The sequence below is a fragment of the Helicobacter anseris genome (genome assembly GCF_003364335.1).
GTDB lineage: Bacteria > Campylobacterota > Campylobacteria > Campylobacterales > Helicobacteraceae > Helicobacter_H > Helicobacter_H anseris.
Genome location: NZ_NXLX01000002.1, coordinates 97,176 through 120,260, shown reverse-complemented (window position 1 = coordinate 120,260; position 23,085 = coordinate 97,176). Strand labels below are relative to the sequence as shown.

At 34.8% G+C, this 23,085-nt stretch carries 20 protein-coding genes; 13 read left to right on the top strand and 7 right to left on the bottom strand.

What is annotated here, in order from left to right:
* Window positions 1-5 precede the first annotated feature (5 nt).
* The 7 genes from lepA to mnmA all read left to right on the top strand — a co-directional run bounded on the left by lepA (window position 6) and on the right by mnmA (window position 7,637).
* Window positions 6-1,796, top strand: coding sequence for a translation elongation factor 4 (gene lepA / locus CQA57_RS01620; RefSeq protein ID WP_115578528.1), 1,791 nt, complete (start codon window positions 6-8; stop codon window positions 1,794-1,796).
* Window positions 1,796-3,436 carry a chorismate-binding protein gene (locus tag CQA57_RS01615; RefSeq protein ID WP_115578488.1) on the top strand — a complete coding sequence of 547 codons (1,641 nt, stop codon included), beginning with the start codon at window positions 1,796-1,798 and terminating at the stop codon, window positions 3,434-3,436. The genes lepA and CQA57_RS01615 overlap by 1 nt, the downstream gene beginning before the upstream one ends.
* A complete protein-coding gene (locus tag CQA57_RS01610; RefSeq protein ID WP_115578487.1) occupies window positions 3,433-3,990 on the top strand; it encodes an anthranilate synthase component II in 558 nt (185 codons plus the stop codon). Before CQA57_RS01615 ends, CQA57_RS01610 begins: the two co-directional genes overlap by 4 nt.
* 101 nt (window positions 3,991-4,091) lie before the next feature.
* Window positions 4,092-4,325 carry an acyl carrier protein gene (gene acpP, locus CQA57_RS01605; RefSeq protein ID WP_115578486.1) on the top strand — a complete coding sequence of 78 codons (234 nt, stop codon included), beginning with the start codon at window positions 4,092-4,094 and terminating at the stop codon, window positions 4,323-4,325.
* Window positions 4,326-4,408: 83 nt separating this feature from the next.
* On the top strand, window positions 4,409-5,641 hold the full coding sequence (locus CQA57_RS01600; RefSeq protein WP_115578485.1) for a beta-ketoacyl-ACP synthase II: 1,233 nt from the start codon (window positions 4,409-4,411) through the stop codon (window positions 5,639-5,641).
* A 21-nt stretch (window positions 5,642-5,662) separates the two neighbouring features.
* Complete coding sequence (accA, locus tag CQA57_RS01595) at window positions 5,663-6,589, top strand: acetyl-CoA carboxylase carboxyl transferase subunit alpha (protein WP_115578484.1); 927 nt, start codon at window positions 5,663-5,665, stop codon at window positions 6,587-6,589.
* A 19-nt stretch (window positions 6,590-6,608) separates the two neighbouring features.
* Complete coding sequence (gene mnmA, locus CQA57_RS01590) at window positions 6,609-7,637, top strand: tRNA 2-thiouridine(34) synthase MnmA (RefSeq protein WP_115578483.1); 1,029 nt, start codon at window positions 6,609-6,611, stop codon at window positions 7,635-7,637.
* On the opposite strand, the gene CQA57_RS01585 is transcribed toward mnmA, so the two are convergent.
* A complete protein-coding gene (locus CQA57_RS01585) occupies window positions 7,632-8,375 on the bottom strand; it encodes an SDR family oxidoreductase (protein ID WP_115578482.1) in 744 nt (247 codons plus the stop codon). The genes mnmA and CQA57_RS01585 overlap by 6 nt on opposite strands.
* 82 nt (window positions 8,376-8,457) lie before the next feature.
* Between CQA57_RS01585 and CQA57_RS01580 the strand changes: the two genes are divergently transcribed.
* The 6 genes from CQA57_RS01580 (at window position 8,458) to CQA57_RS01555 (ending at window position 17,700) form a co-directional block, all read left to right on the top strand.
* A complete protein-coding gene (locus CQA57_RS01580) occupies window positions 8,458-9,321 on the top strand; it encodes a menaquinone biosynthesis family protein (RefSeq protein ID WP_115578481.1) in 864 nt (287 codons plus the stop codon).
* Between the two features lie 21 nt (window positions 9,322-9,342).
* On the top strand, window positions 9,343-10,365 hold the full coding sequence (gene hemE / locus CQA57_RS01575; protein WP_115578480.1) for a uroporphyrinogen decarboxylase: 1,023 nt from the start codon (window positions 9,343-9,345) through the stop codon (window positions 10,363-10,365).
* Between the two features lie 122 nt (window positions 10,366-10,487).
* Window positions 10,488-12,398: a type I restriction-modification system subunit M gene (locus tag CQA57_RS01570; RefSeq protein ID WP_115578479.1), complete on the top strand. Its 1,911-nt coding sequence runs from the start codon at window positions 10,488-10,490 to the stop codon at window positions 12,396-12,398.
* Complete coding sequence (locus CQA57_RS01565) at window positions 12,395-13,693, top strand: restriction endonuclease subunit S (protein ID WP_115578478.1); 1,299 nt, start codon at window positions 12,395-12,397, stop codon at window positions 13,691-13,693. The genes CQA57_RS01570 and CQA57_RS01565 overlap by 4 nt, the downstream gene beginning before the upstream one ends.
* Before the next feature lie 13 nt (window positions 13,694-13,706).
* Complete coding sequence (locus tag CQA57_RS01560; protein WP_115578477.1) at window positions 13,707-14,756, top strand: DUF4917 family protein; 1,050 nt, start codon at window positions 13,707-13,709, stop codon at window positions 14,754-14,756.
* Window positions 14,749-17,700 (top strand): type I restriction endonuclease subunit R, encoded by a 2,952-nt coding sequence (locus CQA57_RS01555; RefSeq protein ID WP_115578476.1) that lies wholly within the window; start codon window positions 14,749-14,751, stop codon window positions 17,698-17,700. Before CQA57_RS01560 ends, CQA57_RS01555 begins: the two co-directional genes overlap by 8 nt.
* On the opposite strand, the gene CQA57_RS01550 is transcribed toward CQA57_RS01555, so the two are convergent.
* The 6 genes from CQA57_RS01550 to pstC are packed head-to-tail and all read right to left on the bottom strand — an operon-like array spanning window position 17,697 to window position 23,076.
* Window positions 17,697-19,343: a sensor histidine kinase gene (locus CQA57_RS01550; protein WP_115578475.1), complete on the bottom strand. Its 1,647-nt coding sequence runs from the start codon at window positions 19,341-19,343 to the stop codon at window positions 17,697-17,699. The two genes, CQA57_RS01555 and CQA57_RS01550, sit on opposite strands and share 4 nt — an antisense overlap.
* Complete coding sequence (locus tag CQA57_RS01545; protein ID WP_115578474.1) at window positions 19,340-20,020, bottom strand: response regulator transcription factor; 681 nt, start codon at window positions 20,018-20,020, stop codon at window positions 19,340-19,342. Before CQA57_RS01545 ends, CQA57_RS01550 begins: the two co-directional genes overlap by 4 nt.
* Window positions 20,017-20,655 (bottom strand): phosphate signaling complex protein PhoU, encoded by a 639-nt coding sequence (gene phoU / locus CQA57_RS01540; protein WP_115578473.1) that lies wholly within the window; start codon window positions 20,653-20,655, stop codon window positions 20,017-20,019. The genes CQA57_RS01545 and phoU overlap by 4 nt, the downstream gene beginning before the upstream one ends.
* Window positions 20,655-21,404, bottom strand: a complete 750-nt coding sequence (gene pstB / locus CQA57_RS01535) for a phosphate ABC transporter ATP-binding protein PstB (protein ID WP_115578472.1) — start codon at window positions 21,402-21,404, stop codon at window positions 20,655-20,657. Before pstB ends, phoU begins: the two co-directional genes overlap by 1 nt.
* Entirely contained in the window at window positions 21,404-22,231 is an 828-nt protein-coding gene (gene pstA, locus CQA57_RS01530; RefSeq protein WP_245941827.1) for a phosphate ABC transporter permease PstA, read from the bottom strand. Before pstA ends, pstB begins: the two co-directional genes overlap by 1 nt.
* Window positions 22,228-23,076 carry a phosphate ABC transporter permease subunit PstC gene (pstC, locus tag CQA57_RS01525; RefSeq protein ID WP_115578526.1) on the bottom strand — a complete coding sequence of 283 codons (849 nt, stop codon included), beginning with the start codon at window positions 23,074-23,076 and terminating at the stop codon, window positions 22,228-22,230. The genes pstA and pstC overlap by 4 nt, the downstream gene beginning before the upstream one ends.
* Window positions 23,077-23,085 lie beyond the last annotated feature (9 nt).

Sequence of the window (23,085 nt, the reverse complement as noted above, 5' to 3'; positions counted from 1 at the left end):
CAATGATGCAAAAAATCAGAAATTTCTCTATCATCGCACATATAGATCATGGAAAATCCACATTAGCAGATAGGCTGATTCAAGAATGTGGCGGGGTAAGTGATAGGGAAATGGTAAGTCAGATTATGGATACAATGGATATTGAAAAAGAAAGAGGTATTACCATAAAAGCTCAATCAGTGAGATTGGAATATATTTATAATCAAGAAAAATATATTTTAAATCTTATAGATACGCCTGGGCATGTAGATTTTAGCTATGAAGTTAGCAGAAGTTTGAGTAGTTGTGAAGGGGCATTGTTGGTGGTAGATGCATCTCAAGGTGTTGAGGCTCAAACAATTGCAAATGTTTATATTGCTCTTGATAATAATCTTGAGATTATTCCTGTAATCAATAAAATAGACTTGCCAGCAGCTGATCCTCTAAGGGTTGCTGAAGAGATAGAATCTAGTATTGGTATAGATTGTACAGATGCATTGCAAGTAAGTGCAAAAAGTGGTATTGGTATCAAGGATCTTATAGAGAGGATTATTACACAAGTTCCACCGCCAAGTGGTGATGAAAATGCCCCTACAAAAGCACTTATTTATGACTCTTGGTTTGATAATTATTTGGGTGCTTTGGCGTTAGTAAGAGTAATTGATGGAAAAATTAGCCTAAATCAAGAAGTATTGATAATGAGTACAGGCAAAAGACATGAGGTATTGGGATTGTATTATCCTCATCCTGTGCAAAAAATCAAAACACAAAGTATTGAATGTGGAGAAATAGGTATTTTGTCTCTAGGATTAAAAAGTGTTACTGATATGGCAGTTGGGGATACTATCACAGATGCAAAAAATCCAATACAACAGCCTATTGAAGGTTTTATGCCTGCAAAACCATTTGTTTTTGCAGGTCTTTATCCAATAGAAACAGATAAGTTTGAAGAATTGCGTGATGCGCTTAATAAACTTCGATTAAATGATTCTGCTTTGAGTTTTGAGCCAGAAACTAGTATTGCACTAGGTTTTGGTTTTAGAGTTGGTTTTTTAGGGCTTTTGCACATGGAGGTTGTGAAAGAAAGATTGGAGAGGGAATTTAATCTGATGCTAATTGCAACTGCTCCTACGGTAATTTATGAAGTAGAACTTACTGATGGAAGTAAAGTAATGGTGCAAAATCCAAGTGAGTTACCTCCTGAACAAAGAATCGCAAATATTAAAGAACCTTATGTAAGAGCTTCCATTATAACACCAACAGATTATCTTGGTAATATTATTACATTACTTAGCAATCGTAGGGGCATACAAGAAAAGATGGATTATTTAAGTCCTAATAGAGTGATGCTTGAGTATGCGCTTCCTAGCAATGAGATTGTAATGGATTTTTATGATAAGTTAAAATCTTGCACTAAGGGTTATGCAAGTTTTGATTATGAGCCTATAGAATCTAGGGTAGGGGATTTAGTAAAACTTGATGTCAGAGTCGCAGGAGAAGTTGTTGATGCGCTTTCTATTATTGTTGATAGAAGCAAGAGTTATGAGAAGGGAAAAGCGCTTGTAGAATCGATGAAAGAGCTTGTTCCAAGACAGCTGTTTGAAGTGGCAATTCAAGCGAGTATAGGAAATAAAATCATTGCAAGAGAGACAATCAAGTCTATAGGAAAAAATGTTACTGCTAAATGTTATGGTGGGGATATAACAAGAAAAAGAAAACTTCTTGAAAAACAAAAAGAGGGGAAAAAACGTATGAAGGCTATTGGCAAGGTAGAATTACCACAAGAAGCTTTCTTGGCAGTTTTGAAGATTGATTGATGATTTTTGGGGATTTTGTCTATTCTACAAGCCTTGAAATTTTTGTAGCCTTTAACAAGAAAGAATTTTTTGAGGCTTTAGAGCAGATAGATAAGAAAAAATCTTTGGGCTATTTGGTGGGGTATATAAAATATGAAGCTTGGCATTATTTTATTGATGAAGAATATTGCTCTAAAACACCTCTGCTGTATTTTGAACTTTTTGCAGAAAGAACCCCATTTTGTCCTAATGATATGGAATACAATGTTTTTTATCCCAAAGTTGTCCAAAAACAAAATTTCACACTATATAAAAACAATATTGCAAAAATAAAGAGTGCTATAAAAAGAGGAGATACTTATCAAGTTAATTACACTTATCCTATCGAGTTATCCACTCATTGTAACTATCATCATATTTTTTCACAAATACTAAAAAATCAAAATACCGTATATAAGGCATTTATAGAGAATCAATACGAGGCGATTTTGTCTTTTTCTCCAGAGTTGTTTTTTGAACTAAAGGATAGGCAAATCATAGCAAGACCAATGAAGGGCACGATTAAGAGAGATAAAGATCCTGTCATAGATAAGCAAAATAAATATTTTTTGCAAAATGATGAAAAAAATAAAAGTGAAAATGTGATGATTGTAGATTTGCTTCGCAACGATCTTAGTAAAATAGGAAGTGAGGTGAGAGTTAGTGCATTATTTAAGATTTTAAGTTTTCCAACGCTGCACCAAATGATTTCTGAAATCAAGGCTTCTGTAGATTCTGTATCTTTTGTTGATGTTTTAAGGGCTTTATTTCCATGTGGTTCTATAACAGGGGCACCGAAGTTAAAAACTATTGAAATCATACAAAAATTAGAAAAAAAACCTAGAAATGTCTATTGTGGCTTAATAGGGGTTTTGCATCAAGATGAGATGTGCTTTAGTGTTCCAATTAGAACGCTATATCACGATAAAAGAGCAAAGAATCTTTTGCTCAATGTTGGTAGCGGTATAGTTTGGGATAGCGTGGCAAATGAGGAATATCAAGAAAGTATTTTGAAATCTCAATTTATTTTTCCTCAGAATGATTTTTTACTTGTTGAGACAATGCTTGTTAAGAATGGAAAAATATGCAATTTCTCATTGCATCAAAAAAGAATCTTGCAATCTGTAAGATTCTTTGGATTTCAAAAGCCTGATTTAAGTAAGATAAAAATTCCACATAATGCAATATTGAGGATTTTGGTTGATAGGAATGGGGAGCTTTATCAAGAAAATAAAAGTATTGCAGAAATAACAAATTTTCAAATTACTCTTGCATCAGCCCCTATGGATTCTCAAAATGATTTTCTTTATCATAAAACAACCTATGCACCTTGGTATGAAGAAGCGCGTAAAAAAATCAAAAATAATGAGATTTTTGATTGTATATTTTTTAATCAAAAGGGGGAATTAACAGAAGGTGCAAGAAGCAACTTGGTTTTAAAAATTAACAATGACTTTTTTACGCCACCTGTGAATGTGGGGATATTAAATGGTGTTATGAGACAAAAAATGTTAAAAAGCAGGAAGCTCAAAGAAAAAGTTCTCTATAAGGAAGATATTTATAAGGCACAAAAGATATTTTGTATAAATTCTATACGAGGAATGGTAGAGGTATTTTTGTGAAAATTGCAATGATTGATCATTATGATTCTTTTACTTATAATATTGTGCATTATCTAAAAGATTTTGAGATAAAAACTTTTTATTGCAATAAGGTAGATTGGGATTATCTTCAAGAAGCTTCACATATAATATTATCTCCAGGACATGGACATCCCAAAGATATGAAAAACACTCTGGCAATTTTAAAAAGATTTTATACCATAAAACCAATTTTAGGTATCTGCCTAGGGCATCAGATTATTGCGTATTTTTTTGATTCTCAAGTTGGCAAATTATCCCAACCCTATCATGGCAAAATTTCTAGAATAAAGGTTTGTTATAAAGAAAGTTTGTTGTATAGGCATATACCAGAGGAATTCAATGTCGGTCGTTATCATTCACTGCATGTGCAATCTTTATCCACACATTTAAGAAAAAGTTGTATCAGCTCTGATGGTATTATTATGGGATTAGAGCATCGTGTATTGCCAATTTTTGGCTTGCAGTTTCATCCAGAATCTATTCTTTCAGAATATGGAAGAGAGATTTTATTAAATTTTATAGAGCTTAAATAAGGAAAACCCCTTAACTCCTTATTTTTAAGTAAAATTTAAGTTTATTTTAAAAAAACTTTGCTAGAATTTTGCATTCTTTAAATATACCCAAGGAGAAAAAAATGGCAATTTTTGATGATGTTAAAGAAGTGGTAGTGCAACAATTGAGTGTAGATGCAAATCAAGTGAAATTAGAGGCAGAATTTGTAAAAGATTTAGGTGCTGATTCTCTTGATGTTGTTGAGCTTGTTATGGCTTTGGAAGAAAAGTTTGATATTGAGATCCCTGATGATCAAGCAGAAAAAATTAGCACTGTAGGTGATGTAGTAGCTTACATTGAAGCTAATAAAAAGTAAGAGCTAGGTGTGCAGAAACTGCACACTTTTGTTTTTTTTGATTTTTTAAAGAAATATTTATAGATTCTTAAAAAGGAGTTGATGTGCGTCGTGTTGTAGTAACTGGTTTAGGAATGGTAAATTCACTAGGTTTAAATAAGAGTGATTCTTTTAAGTCCATAGTTGATGGAAAATGTGGAGTTAAGAGAATAACTAGTTTTGATGTAAGTGATTTTCCTGTTCAAATTGCGGCAGAAATCACGGATTTTGATCCAAATACAGTTATGAATCCAAAAGAGGTTAAAAAAGCCGATCGTTTTATACAACTTGCACTAAAAGCTTCAAAGGAAGCTATGGAAGATAGTGGTCTTATAAATAATGAGGGTAAGTGTGCTGAGGATATTGCTGATAGATTTGGTGTTAGTAGTGCTGCTGGGATTGGTGGATTGGGCAATATTGAAAAAAATTCAGTAACTTGCTTTGAAAGAGGTCCTAGAAGAATTAACCCATTTTTTATTCCGTCAGCTCTTGTAAATATGCTAGGTGGTTTTACTTCAATAGAATTTGGTATAAAGGGTCCAAACTTAGCTAGTGTAACAGCTTGCGCAGCTGGAACTCATGCAATTATAGAAGCAGCAAAAACAATTATGTTAAATGGTGCAGATAAAATGCTTGTAATTGGTTCAGAATCAGCTATATGTCCTGTAGGAATTGGTGGTTTTGCCGCGATGAAAGCACTTAGTGATAGAAATGATGAGCCACAAAAAGCTTCTAGGCCATTTGATAAAGAGCGTAATGGATTTGTTATGGGTGAGGGTTCTGGAGCTTTGGTTTTAGAAGAATATGAGAGTGCAAAGGCAAGAGGTGCAAAGATTTATGCAGAAATAGTAGGATTTGGAGAAAGTGGAGATGCAAATCATATCACTACGCCAGCACCAGAAGGAGAAGGGGCAGCTAGAGCTATGAAGGCTGCCTTGAATATGGCTAATATTAAAATTGATTATATCAATGCACACGGAACTAGTACATTCTATAATGATCTTTTTGAGACAATGGCAATTAAGAAGGTTTTTGGTAGTGATATACCACCTATTAGCTCTACAAAAGGTCAGATAGGACATTGTTTAGGAGCTGCGGGAGCTCTTGAGGCTGTAATTTCGATTATGGCAATGCAGAGCGATACTCTACCTCCTACTATCAATCAAGAAGTAAAAGATCCAGAATGTGATTTGGATTACATCCCAAATATTGCTAGAAATTCTAAAATCAATGCCATTATGAGCAACTCCTTTGGATTTGGTGGCACCAATGGAGTAGTTATTTTCAAAAAAGTTTAAGCTTAAATAGAGAAATAGAATATGGCTACATATCTAGATTTTGAAAAAAAAATCAAGACAATACAAGATGAAATAGAGATGGCAGTTATCCGGGGGGATACTGCTGCAAGAGATATTTTAGAAGTTGAGCTTGAAAAAGAAGTTCGTTCTGTTTATAGTAATATGAGTGATTATCAAAAGCTTCAACTTGCTAGGCACCCTGATAGACCTTATGCTCTTGATTATATTCAAATGTTACTTACAGATTCTTATGAGATTTATGGAGATAGGCATTTTGGAGATGATAAAGCAATAGTATGCTTTATTGGAAAAATAGATGGTAATAGTGTTCTTGTTATTGGTGAGGAAAAAGGCAGGGGCACAAAGACAAAAGTTATGAGAAATTTTGGAATGCCAAATCCAGAAGGATATAGAAAGGCTTTAAGGGCAGCTAAATTTGCAGAGAAATTTGATATCCCTATTTTAATGCTAGTTGATACTGCCGGAGCTTATCCTGGGATTGGGGCAGAGGAAAGGGGGCAAAGTGAGGCTATTGCAAAAAATTTGCAAGAATTTGCAAATATAAAGGTTCCAACTATTTCTATTATCATAGGAGAAGGTGGTAGTGGTGGAGCACTTGCGATAGGAGTTGCAGATAGGCTTGCGATGATGCAATATTCTATTTTTAGTGTAATATCACCAGAGGGTTGTGCTGCTATTTTGTGGAATGACCCGACAAAAATAGAATCTGCCACAAAAGCAATGAAAATAACTCCCAATGATCTCAAAAATTTTGGACTTATTGATGATATTATTCTAGAGCCAACTAAAGGGGCACATAGGGATAAAGATTTTGCTGCTCAATCTATTAAAAAATACTTTCTTGATAACTTGCAACAAATAAGGAATGATAAAAATTTTCTTGAGAAAAGATTCCAGAAACTTATGTCTTATGGAGCATTTTCTTAAAACTTTATAAGGAAAGTATATGAAAGTTGCACTTTTGATGAGTGGTGGTGTGGATAGCTCCTATTCGGCTTATTTATTGAAACAACAAGGTTATGAGGTTAAGGGTTTTTATCTTAAACTCCATGACAAAGAAGAAAAACATAAGATTTTTATCAATAATTGTAAAAAAGTCGCAAAAAATCTTGAGATTGATTTTGAGGTATTAGAAGCGCAGGATTCTTTTAGACAAAAAGTCTATAATGAATTTATAGAAAGCTACAAAAGAGGAGAGACTCCAAATCCTTGTGCTCTTTGTAATCCTCTGATGAAGTTTGGTTTTGCATTAGAAGAGGCTTTTAAGCAAGGTTGTGACAAAATTGCTACGGGTCATTATGCTAGAATTGCTCAAATTGATGGAAAAAAATACATACAAGAAGCAAGAGATAAGACAAAAGACCAAAGTTATTTTTTATATGCAATTTCACAAGATGCGATTGATGCTTTGATTTTCCCACTAGGAGATATGCTAAAAGAAGAGGTAAAGCCAAAGGCTTTTGAAGCAATGCCTTGGCTTGGTAGTTTGGAAACTTATAAAGAATCTCAAGAAATATGCTTTGTAGATACAGACTATATTAATATTTTGAAAAAACATTTAGAAGTAGAAAAAGAGGGAAAGGTAAGGGATTTAAAGGGCAATGTGATTGGAACTCACAAAGGTTATATGCAATATACTATTGGCAAAAGAAGAGGCTTTAATATTAAAGGAGCACATGAACCACATTTTGTATTGAGCATAGATCCGCAAAAAAATGAGATTGTTGTAGGAAAAAAAGAAGAATTAGCAACTTTTAGTGTTACTGCGCTTAATAAATCACTTTCAAAAGATTTTAAAGATGGAGAATATTTTATCAAGATAAGATATCGCAGTATCCCAAGTAAGGCGATGGTTACTCTAAAAGATGATAAAATCATTGCACAGCTCAAAGAACCTGCCTATGGCGTAGCCAAAGGACAAGCTCTTGTTGTGTATATTGAAGATAAAGTGATAGGTGGTGGAGTTATTTTATAGCTTTTTATGCACTTTTAATCCAGCGCTTGCCTGTGTTGTTGGCATAATCTCTAGTCTGTTGATATTGATGTGAGCGGGCAATGTCGCACACCAATATACACTCTCTGCTATGTCTTGTGGCATTAGTGGGTTTGTATTTTTGTATAAATCTTTAGCTTTTTGTTCATCGCCTTTAAATCTCACGATGGAAAATTCGCTACCACCGCATAGACCTGGTTCTATATTGGTAACTCTAATATTTTTATCCACCAAATCAGCCCTAAGATTAAGACTAAATTGCTTTACAAAAGCTTTTGTAGCACCATAAACATTTCCTCCATAATAAGGATAGCTTCCAGCAATAGAGCCTATATTGATAATATGCCCACTTTGTTTTTCTACCATAAATGGCAAAATTAGATGAGTTATTTTAATGAGTCCTAAAATATTAGTAGTGACCATATTTTCCCAATCTTTTATGTCACACTCTTCAGCAGATTCTATACCTAGCGCTAGACCAGCATTATTGATTAAGACATCAATTTTTGATATCTCATCGCCTAAAGCCTGCTTTATATTTTTTATATCCATTACATCACTTGCAATGATTTTAATACATTTTGATCCTAATTCTTGTTGTAGTTTTTCTAACTTCTCTAATCTTCTAGCAAGCAAAATAACCTCATGCCCCTCTAGGACAAATTTTTTGGCCATCGCCTCGCCAAAACCAGAGCTAGCCCCAGTGATAAAAACAAGCATTGCACACCTCTTTTTAACTTTTTATTGTTTTAAAAAAAATATAATACCCTTTTATAGAAACAAATTCAAATAAGGAAAAATAGTGATTAGTGTAGGGCATAGTCCAGATGCTGATGATTTATTTATGTTTTATGCAATCGTTTTTGGCTGGGTTGAAAGTGAGCTTGGTTTAAAATTTCACAATACTGCACTTGATATAGAAACTCTAAACTCTATGGCATTGTTACAAGAACTTGATGTCAGTGCAATATCCTTTGCTTTATATCCAAAAATTAGAAAAGAATATGCTTTGCTAAAAACAGGAGTGAGTTTTGGAAATGGCTATGGGCCAAAACTTATTAAATTAAAAGATACAAAGTTAAAAAGAAATTTTAAAGTTGCATTGAGTGGTAAGCATACGAGTAATGCACTTTTATTTCAGCTTGCATACCCTGAAGCAAGGATTGTTTATAAAAACTTTTTGGAAATTGAAGAGGCTGTGTTAAACAAAGAAGTAGATGCTGGAGTTTTGATTCATGAATCCATTTTGACCTATCATCAAGATTTGGTGGTGGAGCGAGAGATATGGGATATTTGGGTTGATTTATCAAAAAGTGAGCTTCCGCTACCTTTGGGAGGTATGGCACTGCGCAGATCGATACCACTAAATAAGGCAATAGATATAGAAAACACTTTGATAAAGGCTGTAAAAGTCGCACTAAAGGGCAAGCAAAATTTATCCAATATGCTTTTAGAAAGAAATCTTATACGAGTAGATTCAGATAAGCTTCAAACATATCTCAATCTTTATGCTAATGCAGATTCTATTTGTTTGAATGAAAAACAAATAGAAGGTATTGATATGATGTTTAAATTGGGATATGATGGAGGTTTTTATGATATTTTGATAAATAAATGCGAGGATTTTTTCATCCCTTCTGAATATGTAGATTTTCGCTATTCATAACTCTATAAAAAAGGATAAAAAATGATTTTTATTGATGCGTGCAAAAGAAAAGAAACACCCTATACTCCGATATGGATGATGAGGCAAGCGGGAAGATATCTAAGTGAGTATAAAGAAAGTAGAAAAAAAGCAGGAAGCTTTTTGGAGCTTTGTCATAATGTGGATTTGGCTACAGAGGTTACTTTACAACCAGTGGATATCTTGAATGTTGATGCAGCAATTTTGTTTAGTGATATTTTAGTGGTTCCTCTTGAAATGGGATTGCCACTAGAATTTTTAGCAGGTGAAGGGCCAAAATTTTCTCGCACTATTGAAAATTATCAAGATGTGTGTGCTCTCAAACAAGATGCCTATCTAAAACTTGATTATGTTTATGACACGATTTCTAAAGTTAGAGGTAGTCTTCCAAAAGATAAGGCTTTGATTGGCTTTTGTGGTTCTCCTTGGACATTGGCAACTTATATGATAGAGGGTGAGGGGAGTAAGACTTATGCAAAAAGCAAAAAAATGCTTTATGCAAATCCTCAAACTATGCACTATCTCCTAAAGCAAATTACCGATGAGCTAAAGGGATATTTGAGTATGCAAATCAAAGCAGGAGCAAATGCTGTGATGATTTTTGATTCTTGGGCGAGTGCATTGGAAAAAGAGGCTTACTTTGAATTTAGCTGGGGGTATATGAAAGATATCGCACATTATCTAAAAACCCATTTTCCAGAGATTCCTGTCATTTTATTCCCAAAAGGTATTGCGGGATATTTAGAATCTATCGATGGTAAGTTTGATGTTTTTGGAGTGGATTGGGGCACACCTATGGAGCTTGCAAAACGCATTTTGGGTCAAAAATATGTCTTGCAAGGCAATCTAGAACCTAGCAGGCTTTATAATGAAGATAGTATGGAAATGGCGGTAGATGAAATCATCTCTATTATGGGTAAAAAAGCAGGGCATATTTTCAATCTAGGGCATGGTATGCTCCCTGATTTACCAAGAGAAAATGCAATCAAACTTGTAGAGCTAGTCCATAAAAAAACAAAAAGATAAAACCTATCTATATCAAAGTTTAGGAAAATAAAAATTTTATATTTTTGTTTTTCTATTTTTCTTGAAGAATCCTTGAAAATTTTATAAAATTTTTCTTTTATTTTTTTCTTGGAGTATTTGTGATGGATACCGCTCAATTCCAACCCATTATCAACTTCATTTGGGGCGTTGCTGATGACCTCTTGCGTGATGTCTATGTCAAAGGCAAGTATCGTGATGTGATATTGCCAATGACAGTGATCAGACGACTTGATTGTATGCTTGAGTCAACCAAAGAAAAAGTGATTAAAACCTATCAAACCTACAAAGACAAGCTAGAAAATGTCGATTCTCTTCTCACGGGCTCTCAAGGTAGTTCTATGAGTTTTTACAACTACTCAAACTTTACCCTTCAATCCCTTTGCAATGATCCAAAAAATATTCGAGCCAATTTTGAAAACTACCTTGATAGCTTCAGCCCCAATATCCAAGACATTATCGCAAAATTCAAGTTCAAAAATCAGCTTGATACTCTTGAAGATTCAAAAATCCTCTTTGCAGTCATTGAGCGATTTTGCTCTCCAAAAATCAATCTCTCCATCAACCCTATATTAGATTCTCAAGGCAATATCCTCCAACAAGGGCTAAGCAACCTAGGGATGGGCTATGTCTTTGAAGAGCTGATAAGGAAATTCAACGAAGAAAACAACGAAGAAGCAGGGGAGCACTTCACCCCCAGAGAGATTATCCAGCTAATGACTCATCTCATCTTCCTCCCCATCAAAGAGCAAATCCAAGAAGGTTCATTCCTCATCTATGACAATGCCTGTGGTAGTGGAGGGATGCTTACAGAATCCAAAGACTTCATCACAGACCCTCAAGGGTTAATCCGCTCAAATGCCTCTATCCTCCTCTACGGACAAGAGATAAACCCTGAAACTTACGCTATCTGCAAAGCCGATATGCTTATCAAAGGCGAAAATCCTGACAATATCAAATACGGCTCAACTCTTAGTGAGGACAAGCTAGGCAATCTTCAATTTGACTTTATGCTCACCAACCCTCCCTATGGCAAGTCGTGGGAAAAAGATCAAAAAGCTTTAAATGTGGAGAAAAAAGGAGGCAAAACCTCTTGCTCTGACCCACGATTCCAAGTGGGAATCACAAGCAAAAGTGATGGGCAAATGATGTTTTTGCTCAATATGGTATCCAAGATGAAGCAAACCCCTCAAGGCTCTCGTATCGCCTCCGTGCATAATGGAAGCTCCCTTTTCAACTCAGACAGCGGACAAGTGGCTATCCGCAAACACATCATAGAAAACGACTACCTAGAAGCCATCATCGCCTTACCTACCAATATGTTCTATAACACAGGCATACCGACTTTTATTTGGATCATCACCAACAGAAAAAAAGAAGAGAAGAAAGGCAAAGTCCAGCTCATCAACGCCACAAGCGAGAAATACTACTCCAAGATGAAAAAATCCCTAGGTGACAAACAGCACCAAATGGACTCCTCACATATCGATGCAATCACAAAGCTGTTTTTGGACTATGCTTGTGAGGGAGATGCCCTAGTGCTAGACAATGAAGACTTTGGCTACACCAAAATCACAATAGAGCGACCCAGAAGCACTCAAGACTTGCTAGAAGATGAGAAGTTTAACTCCCTAGCCCAAAAAGAAGCCCTCCTAGAGAAACTCACTTATCTAGAATCCCACCCCCAAGACTTCAAAGACAAAGCCCACTTCCTCTCCTATCTTGGAGTAAAACTCAGCAAAGCTGAAGCTAACCTCCTCATAGACAGCGACAAAACAAGCAATACAGAGAAAATCCCTCTCAAAGTCGATATAGACACCTACTATCAAAACGAAGTCAAACCCTATGTGCCAAACTCTTGGATAGATTATGAGAGTGCAAGTGTGGGCTATGAAATCCTTTTCAACAAATACTTCTACACCTACACTCCCCCACGAAGTATGGGAGAAATCAAAGCAGAGCTAGAGAGTCTAGAGAGTGAAGTGCAAAGCTTGCTTAGTGAGATTTTACAATGAGTCTAGCACCACAGAGCGTTGCCTACAGAGAGAGTGGAATCCCTTGGCTAGGGAAGATTCCTAAGCATTGGAGTATAGTGCGTGGAGTTTTTTTATTTTTCAATAAGAAAGTATTGAATTCTGAGTTGCAATGCCAAGAAAGATTGGCTCTAACTATGAGTGGAGTAATTGAAAGAGATATTGAAAAAAATGATGGATTGAATCCAGCAGATTTCAGAACATATCAAATTTTTCAACAAGATGACTTGGTTTTTAAACTTATAGATTTGGACAATCTCAAAACAAGTCGTGTTGGGTATGTGCATAAAATAGGCATTATGAGTTCAGCTTATATTAGATTAATTCCAAGACAAGGTGTATTTTCAAAATATTTTTATTATCAGTATTTTGATTTGTATTTAAAGCATATTTTTAATTTTTTGGGAACAGGAGTTCGATCAACGCTAGGTTGTGATGAATTGCTTGATATTAAAATTATGTTTCCACCCCTTCAAGAACAAAAAGCAATCGCAGATTTTCTTGATAAAAAAACTCAGCAAATTGAAGACTTTATCACCAAAAAGCAAAAGCTCATCACCCTCCTAGAAGAGAAAAAGCAAACCCTCATCAATCAGTGCGTTACCCAAGGGCTTGATTCTTCAACCTCTCTCAAAGATAGTGGAGTAGAGTGGCTTGGAAAAATCCCCACACATTGGGAAGTAAGAAAACTTAAGTACTTAATTAAAGAAAATCTATCATATGGTGCAAATGAGACAGCAGAGCTAACAGAGAGGACTTATCCAAGATATATACGCATTACGGATTTTGACCAAAATGGAATGCTTAAAGACGAAACTTTCAAATCTTTACCTCCAGAAATAGCAGAAAACTTTCTTTTATCAGAGGGTGATATTTTGTTTGCTAGAAGTGGGGCAACGGTAGGAAAAACCTTTCAGTTTAAAGACTATCAAGGACTTGCCTGTTATGCAGGTTATTTGATAAAAGCTTCTTTAAATTTTAGGATTGCAAGTTCTGATTTTGTTTTTTATTACACAAAATCTTATTCATACTTACAATGGAGAGACATTATCTTGAATAAGGCTACAATTGAAAATATTGGTGCGGATAAATATAATGAATTAAAAATCCCTCTCCCACCCCTTGAAGAGCAAAAAGCTATTGCAGAATATTTGGATACGCAGATAGCAAAAATAGATTTAGCAATCTCAAAAATCAAATCCCAAATCAATCTCATCAAAGAATACAAATCCACCCTCATCTCCGAAGCCGTATGCGGAAGGGTGGGGATAGATTAGGCAAGGAGAAGTAATGAGTGATACTCTTTTGACATACGATCAGGTATTGAAAATGACCTCAGAGAATAGAACCCTGCTTGTAGGGAATGGTTTTAGTATGGCTTATAACAAGAATCGTTTTTCTTTTACTAGCCTGTTGCAAAATGCTGTAGATAAAAAAATTATTGAAGAAGATTCAAAGATTTATCAGATATTTAAAAACAATAAAACAAGCGATTTTGAGGAAGTTATTAAGATTTTGGAAAACGCCTCAAAGGTGGTTCAAATCTATGCACAAGATGAGTCGTTGTGCAGTCAATTATTAAACGATTCTAAAAGTTTAAAGAATTTTTTGGTTGAGATTATTACAAATAATCACCCAGAAAAGGTTACGGATATTTCATGTGATGATTTTGGTCCAACAGTGGATTTTATAAAAGATTATGAGAGGATTTATTCGCTTAATTATGATTTGTTGTTGTATTGGACTACAGAAAAATTGAGAGAAAAAATAGAAGACAGAGATAAAGATACGGGGCACAAAAAAGCTTTTGTTGATGGCTTTTCAGGTGGGATTGACAACAACGAGGGTTATGTAGAATTTAATAATAATTCACATAGCAATACTTGTTTGTATCTACATGGAGCCTTGCATATTTTTGATGATGGGGATAAGATAATAAAAAAGACCTTCTCAAGAACGGGCATATGCTTAAAAGAGCAAACTAGGATAGAACTTGAAAATAACAGATATCCAATCTTTGTTTCAGAGGGGACTTCAGAGCAGAAAAAGACAAAAATCCTTCATAATGCATATTTAAATCACTGTTACAAAAGTTTATCAAGTATAAAAAAAGGAGATTTGATTGTTTTTGGAACTATATTGAAATCAAACGACACACATATACAAGATGCCATCTTGGAAAATCAAATAAAAACAATTTATTTTGGTGTGTCTAGTTTAGAAAAAGGAATGCAAGAATTGTCGGATTTTATTGAAAGGGCAAAGAAAGCAAAATGTCCAAAGGAAGTAAAATTATATGATTATAAAAGTGTAAAAATTTGGAGAGCAAACAATGACTAACTACAAAGAAAAAGACTTAGAAGCCTTTATTGAGGAGTATTTGCTCTCCCACTCCTATGTCAAGCGAGAGGATAGCGACTATGACAAAGCCCTATGTCTTGATAGCAAAATGCTCTATGAGTTTATCCACTCCACTCAGAGCAAGGCAATTGAAGAGCTTTCAAAGCGTGGGGTTAAGGATTGGCAAGGAGCCTTGCTTAAGCGAGTGGTTTCTACTATCAGAGATAGAGGTATCCTCAAAGCCTTTCAATCCCCTCTAGAAGTCAGTGGAGTGAAATTCACTCTTGCTTATCCCAAACCCTCCACAGATTCTAATCCCACAGCTCTAGAGAACTACTCTTGCAATACCCTCTCTCTCATCCGTCAGCTCCACTATAGCTCAAAGAACAACAACTCCCTAGATATGGTGCTTTTCCTCAATGGAATCCCCATTATCACAATCGAGCTAAAAAACCCTTTTACAGGACAAAATGTCTATCACGCCATAGAGCAGTATAAGAGAGACAGAGATCCTAGAGAGCCACTTTTTGAGCGTTGTATCGTGCATTTTGCACTTGATAGTGACTTGGTATATATGACTACCAAGCTTCAAGGGGCAAAAACTTTCTTTCTCCCCTTCAATCGTGGGCTAAACAATGGCAGTGGAGCCATAGGGTGCAAAAGTGGGGCAGGGAATCCCCCAAGTGAAGGGATAAAGACAGCCTATCTATGGGAGAGAATCTTCTCTAAAGATATTTTGATTCCCTTAGTGCTAGATTTCGTGCAGGAAGTAGATGGCAAAATCATTTTCCCAAGATATCATCAGTTTGATGTGGTGGAAAAGCTTCTTGAGGATGTCAGAGAGAGGGGAGTGGGAGGACGCTATCTTATCCAGCATAGTGCAGGAAGTGGCAAAAGCAACTCAATCTCTTGGCTCTCTCACGCTCTTGTGGGATTGCATAGAGTGAGAGAAGATGGAGAACTAGAGCTTGTCTTTGATAGCGTGATAGTAGTAACTGATAGAAGAGTGCTTGATTCTCAAATCCGAGAAAATATCAAGAAATTCTCCCACACCAAAGGTATCGTAGAGGCTATCACAGAGGGGAGCAAGCATTTGAAAAAATCCCTAGAAGAAGGTAAGAAAATCATCATCTCCACTATCCAAAAATTCCCTTATGTTCTTGATGAGATAAAAGAAGTCAAAGCCAAAAGATTTGCAATCATTATCGATGAAGCTCACTCAAGTCAAAGTGGCACTTCAGCTCAAAAGCTAGGAGAGGTAATCAGAGATAGAGAGGGAAGCATAGAAGATGAACTGATTGAAATCATCAAAAACAAAAAGCTCCAACCAAACGCTTCTTATTTTGCATTTACCGCTACACCTAAGCCCAAGACTTTGGAGATGTTTGGCACACTTTATGAGATAGATGGGGTGCAAAAGTTTATCCCCTTTCATCTCTACTCAATGAAACAAGCCATAGAAGAAGGATTTATCCACGATGTGCTGAGGGGATACACCACTTACAATAGCTACTACAAAATCGCCTCAAGTGTTGAAGATAACCCTATGTTTGACAAGAAAAAAGCCAATGCCAAAATCAAGCGATATGTAGAGAGTGATGCAAATGCTATTGCTAAAAAAGCAGAGATAATGATCGATCACTTCTATGCCAATATCCACAAGAAAATCTGTGGTAAAGCTAAGGCAATGGTAGTAACCAGCTCTAGGGAAAATGCTGTGAAATACTTCTTTGCCTTCAGGGAATATCTTAAGAGCAAATTCCCCTCTTATGGTGTTTTGGTGGCATTTTCAGGAGAAGTGGTGATTGATGGAGAGAGCTATAGTGAGAGTGGGCTAAATGGGATTAGTGAAGTAAGGCTAAAAGAGGAATTCTACAAAGATGAATACCGCTTTCTCATTGTAGCTGAGAAGTATCAAACAGGCTTTGACCAACCACTCTTGCATACGATGTATGTGGATAAGAAACTCAGTGGGGTGAGTGCAGTGCAAACCCTCTCAAGGCTAAATCGCACTTGCAAAAACAAAGAAGATACCTGCGTGCTTGATTTTGCAAATACTCACGAGGAGATTGGAGAATCTTTTAGCACTTTCTATGAGCAAACCTTTCTAAAAGAACCCACAGATATTAATAAAATTTTTGATCTCAAAAGCAATTTATTTGAGTATGAGGTTTTTTATCAAGAAGAGGTTGATGAGTTTGCAGAGATGATTCTAAGAAGAGAGAGGGAGAATGCTATCCACGCAAAGCTTGATGTAATGGTGGCTAGATATGAGGCTTTAGGGAGCGATGATATTAGATTGGAGTTTTACAACAAGGCAAAAACTTATCTCAAAGACTATTCTTTCCTAGCTCAAATCTTGCCATTTGAAGATGTAGAGCTTGAGAAAAGCTATATTTTGCTTAAAAAACTCATTGCCAAACTCCTCCCACCTAGGGCTGAAGATTTGGCTAAGGGGATATTGGATAGTGTGGATTTTGAGAGCTATCGAGTCCAGCTAGATAAAACGCTAGATATCACTCTTGAGGGTGAGGGAGAGCTTAAGCCTTCACAAGCTGATGGCACTAGCAGAATGCCTGAGGCAGAGTTAGAGGGGCTTATGGAAATCATCAGAGAGTTCAATGAAAAGCACGGAGTGGAAGACTGGGGAGAGGAGGATAAACTAACCAAAGGACTTATCTATGTCCAAGAGCAGGTTGAAGCCAATCAACAACTTCTCAAAAACGCTCAAAATTCTGACAAACAAAACGCTCAAATTGTGTTTGAGAAAGTGTTGTCTGAGAGTATGCAAAATGTTCTTGATACACACTTTTTCCTCTATCAACAATTCAATGACAACAAAGAATTCAAAGAGCGTATCACACGCAAGATGTTTGATATGTGGTATGACAAGATAAATACAAATATTAAAGAAAAAGAAAATAAAGAGGTGGCATTAGGCTAGTGGATTATGTTATCATAATCCCAATAAATTTCAATTTTTGTGCCAATGTCTTGTTTGCTTTCTAGATTGATTTTAAAAGAGTGTAGATTAGCAATATGTTTGATGATAGATAGTCCTAGACCGGTCCCAGAGATATTGCTAGAATGACTCTTATCTTCTCTAAAGAATCGCTCAAATACTCTTTGTTGATTCTCTATGCTAATTCCAATCCCTGTATCTTGGATACTAAAAGAGCCTTTATTGCTATTGCCTTTAAGTTTGATTTTTATCTTGCCATTTGTTTTGTTGTATTTGATGGCATTATCACAGAGATTAAAAATCATATCTTCGATAAGATTTTTAATACCAAAGATTTTACATTTTCCTTCTATCGTTATCTCTAAGTTTTTTGTATCAAGGTGATTTAAAATATGCTTTGTGCTTTCATAAAGTTCAAATTCTTCTTTTTCATAGGGCAATGCCCCTTCATCTAGCTTTGCAATTTTCATAATATCATTGATTAAATCAAGTAATCTTTGGGCTTGTTGATAGATTTTTTCTCCAAAACTTATGATGTCTTTTTGAGGCACAAGATTGTTTTTTATCAATTCTGCATAGCCAGAAATGGAGGTTAAGGGTGTTTTTAGTTCGTGTGATACATTTGCACTAAATTCTCTTCTGAGATTCTCCCTCTCTTTGGATTCTGTGATGTCTAGTATCAAGATGATTGCACCTATGATTTTTTGATTTTGATAGACACTGCTTGCAAAAACCTGATAATAACGATGATTTCTTTCAAAGATTTTTTCGCTATTATTACCACTTAAAGCTAGGGTAATGACTTCTTTTAATTCTTTTTTGCGACTGATTCCAAAGATACTATCACCTACATTTACAAGTCCAAACAAACGATTTGCACTTTTATTTAAAGATAGGATTTTGTATTGACTATCAACTACCAATAATGCTTCTTGCATATTTTGCGTGATAGTATCAAATTCCTCTTGTTTTTGTTTGAGTTCTAGTATTTGGCGATGTATCAAGTTTTCTTGCTGGGTGATTTTTGAAATAAAAGGCAAAAATTCATCATAAATATTTGAACTATAAGGGTTTGTAAAATCAAAAGAATCTAGAGGCTTGATGATTAGCCTTGTCAAATAAAAAGCTAGTAAGATACTGCAAATAAAAACTAAAATAATAAAGATAAAAAGAAATAAGAAATTGTCAAAAATAACTCCAAAAAATAAATCTTGATGATTGGAAACTCTCAAGATATTGCCATCTTTTAATTTTAGAGTGAGGTAGATTGTTTTTGCTTTGAGATTATTGGAATATCTTTTTGAAAATCCTATGCCATTTTGCAACCCTTCTTGCACTTCTTGGCGGTTTTTGTGATTATCTAAGATTTTATTAGATAAAAAATTATCAAATATTACTTTGCCATCAGGGGTGATGATGCTAATGCGATTGGTAGAAAAAATATTATTGAGTGCATCAAAAGTTTGATTATTTAGATACTCACTTAAAAACAAAGCTTCTTTATGCATTGCATTATAGTTTCTTTTTTCTATTTCATTTTCAATAAAAATGCTAAGAAGAAAAATACTCAAAGATAAAACAAGAAGTGAAGATCCAAAAATAGCCCAAAAAATCTTTTTTGTCATTTTTCAAAACTTTGCAATTCTAGTTTATATCCAATACCCCTAATAGTGGTAATCATTTTTCCATACTCTCCTAGTTTTTGACGCAGTGTCTTGATATGCATATCAATACTTCTTCCAATACTTACAAAATCATCGCCCCAAACTTCAATGCCAATCTGTTCTCTTGTAAAAACAATATTTGGATGATTGAGTAGTAAAAATAATAACTTATATTCCTTTAGTGTTAAATCTATGTTTTTATTATCAATACGAATGATGTGTTCTTTATGATTTAGATAAAAACCTTGTATTCTAAACACTTCTTTTGTTTGATTTTGCACCCTTCTTAAAACAGCCTTGATTCTTGCAACCAATTCCACAACACCAAAGGGCTTAGCGATATAATCATCTGCTCCCATATCTAGCCCCTTAACTTTATCAAACTCACTATCTTTTGCAGTAAGTAAAATTATAGGGATATGTTTGGTATTTGCTTTATCTTTCAGATGTTTTAAGACACTCAAACCATCTTGATCTGGTAACATAATATCTAGGATAATGAGGCTTGGAAGTTCTTTTTTTAGTGTGCAAAAAAAATCTTGAGCTAATCCAAAGGCTTTGGAAGAAAAATTTTGCGTTTGCAAAGAATAAACAATAAGCTCTCTGATATTTTCATCATCTTCTAAGATATAAATCATTCTTCTTCACCTACATAATTTCCAGTAATAGAATATTCAACCCACTCAGCAATATTAGTGGAGTGATCGGCAATTTTTTCAAAATATTTTGCAATCATTAGATAATTGATAAAAACTTCGCTTTCTTGGGAGTTTTTAGACAATCCAGCAATCACATCTTGCTTGATTTGATAAAAAAGCTTATCTACAACATCATCTTTTTGTGTGACACTATGAGCAATGCTTAAATCTTGTTTGATAAAACAATCAATACTTAAATGCACCATCTCAACAGTAGCACTTGCCATATTTTCTAATCTTTCTTGATATTCTAAAGGAGATTCTTTTATGATTTTTGCAATATCAAGAGCCATATCTCCTATTCTCTCCATATCTGAGATGATTTTTAATGCAGAATAGACTTTTCTTAAGTCTCCAGCTACAGGTTGTTGTTGCAATAAGATTTGCATACATAAATCTTGTATATTTCTCTCTTGTCTATCAAGCTGAGTTTCAAGTTTTAATATTTCTTTGTAAAAATCTTGATGTTCTTGGAGTGCTTTGATGGATAATTCTATCATTTCTTCGCATAGGCTACCCATTTTGATAAGCTCAGAATTTAAAACTTCCATTTGTGTATTAAAAAAAGTTCTCATTATCCAAATCTCCCTGTAATATAATCTTCGGTTTTTTTCTCTTTTGGCATTGAGAAAATCTGTTTTGTTGGAGCAAATTCTATGAGCTCTCCTAGCAAAAAGAAAGCTGTCTTATCAGATACTCTGGCTGCTTGTTGCATATTGTGTGTCACTATTACAATGGTGTATTGATTTTTAAGCTCTAAAATCAAATCTTCTATTTTCATTGTTGAGATTGGATCTAGCGCACTTGTTGGTTCATCCATCAATAAAACCTCTGGTGCAATAGCCAATGCCCTTGCAATGCACAATCTTTGTTGCTGGCCCCCGGATAATCCTAAGGCACTTTTATGTAATCTATCTTTCACATCATCCCATATAGCAGCTTTTTTTAGAGAATCTTCAACAATTTCATTTAATTGGATTTTATTTGTGATTCCGTGTGTCTTTGGACCAAAAGCTATATTATCATAGATGCTCATTGGAAAGGGGTTTGGTTTTTGAAAAACCATTCCAACCTTTTTTCTTAAAAGATTGATATTGATATCTTGATAAATATCAATACCATCTAATAAAACCTTTCCGTCAATTTTGCACCCTTCAACCAAATCATTCATACGATTAAGGGATTTTAATAAAGTTGATTTACCACAGCCACTAGGACCAATAAAAGCAGTGATTTCTTTTTCAAAAATATTTAAATTTATTTGCTTGAGTGCTTGAAAATTTTCGTAAAACAAATTAAATTTTGTAATTTCAATTTTTGTCATTATCTCTCCTTTGAAAAATACTTAACAACAAGGTAAGATGTCAGATTTAACAAAATTACCACGCACAATAAAACGCAAGCAGCCCCATAGGCCTCATTCATATAAAGCCCTTCAGATAATAGGGCATACATATGCACACTTAAACTTCTTCCAGAATCAAAAAAGCCTTGAAAAACTTGAGCCAAAGTTCCTGCTGTATAAATCAAAGCTGCACTCTCTCCAACTATACGCCCAATACTCAAAATAATACCACTTAAGATACCTGAAGTTGCAGAGGGTAAGATGATGGAAAATATAGTTCTTAGCTTTCCAGCTCCTAATGCTAAGCTTCCTTCCCTGTAAGATAGTGGAACTGATTTTAATGCTTCTTGAGTAGTTTTGATAATCAAGGGTAAAATCATAATTGAAAGGGTTAAGGTGCCACTTAAAAAAGAATAACCAAAACCTAAAAAAACAACAAAAATCAAATATCCAAATAAGCCAAAAACAATCGAGGGGATACCTGAAAGTGTCTCACTCATTAGCTCAATAAAACTAATGAGTTTATTGCTTTTTTTTGCATATTCTACAAGATAGATAGCACCAAATATTCCTATGGGAACTGCGATAATCAAGCTTGAAAAAACAATTAAGATTGTATTGATAATCGCAGGCATCATTGATACATTTTTGGAGTTATATTCCCAAGCAAAAGAATCTAAATTTAAAAAAGGAATCCCTTTAATTAAAATATACCCCACTAAAAGTAAAAAAATACATACCACCACACTAATAGCAATATAAACTAGTATGCGTAAGAATAGAGATATTTTATCGCTTTGCATCATTTTACCCCCTTATTTATAAGAGAAAATAAGAGATTGATAATCAGGATAAAAACAAATAATACTACTGCTGTTCCAAGCAAAGCCTCTCTGTGTAGGTCTGTGGCATATCCCATTTCTAAAACAATATTTGCTGTGAGAGTTCTAACACCATCTAGGATGCTTTGGGGGATAATGGCTTGATTCCCAGCTATCATAATTACTGCCATAGTTTCTCCAATAGCCCTACCAATACCTAAGATTATACTTGTTAAGATTCCAGATTTTGCTGCCGGAAGCAGTATAAAAAAAACACTTCTTTCATGACTAGCTCCTAAGGCTAAGGCACCTTCGTAGTAATTTTTTGGCACAGCCTCAATCGCAGCCTTGCTTATGCTAATAATTGTAGGTAGAATCATTATTCCAAGCAATAATGAGGCACATAAAACCCCTTTACCACTTGTGCCAAAAATATTTTGTATTAATGGTACAAAAACTACTAGACCAAAAAAACCATAAACAATAGAGGGAATACCTGCTAGTAGGTTTATAGCAGGATTGAGGATTTTTGCTATTTTGTCACTACAAAAATGAGTAAGAAAAACTGCGCTTAGAACTCCTATTGGAACTCCAAAAATGATAGCACCAGCTGTAACATAAATACTCCCAATAATCATTGGAAAAATACCAAACTCTTCATCTAGAGGTTTCCAAATATCTCCAAGCAAAAAGTCAGAAAAACCGATTTGTTTTATTGCTGGAATACCATTGCTAAAAAGAAAAAAGCAAATCAGCCCAACACATAAGATACACACGCAAGCCGATGATAAAAAAACAATATATGCAATTTTTTCTTTGAGTTCTTGCATCAATGCCTC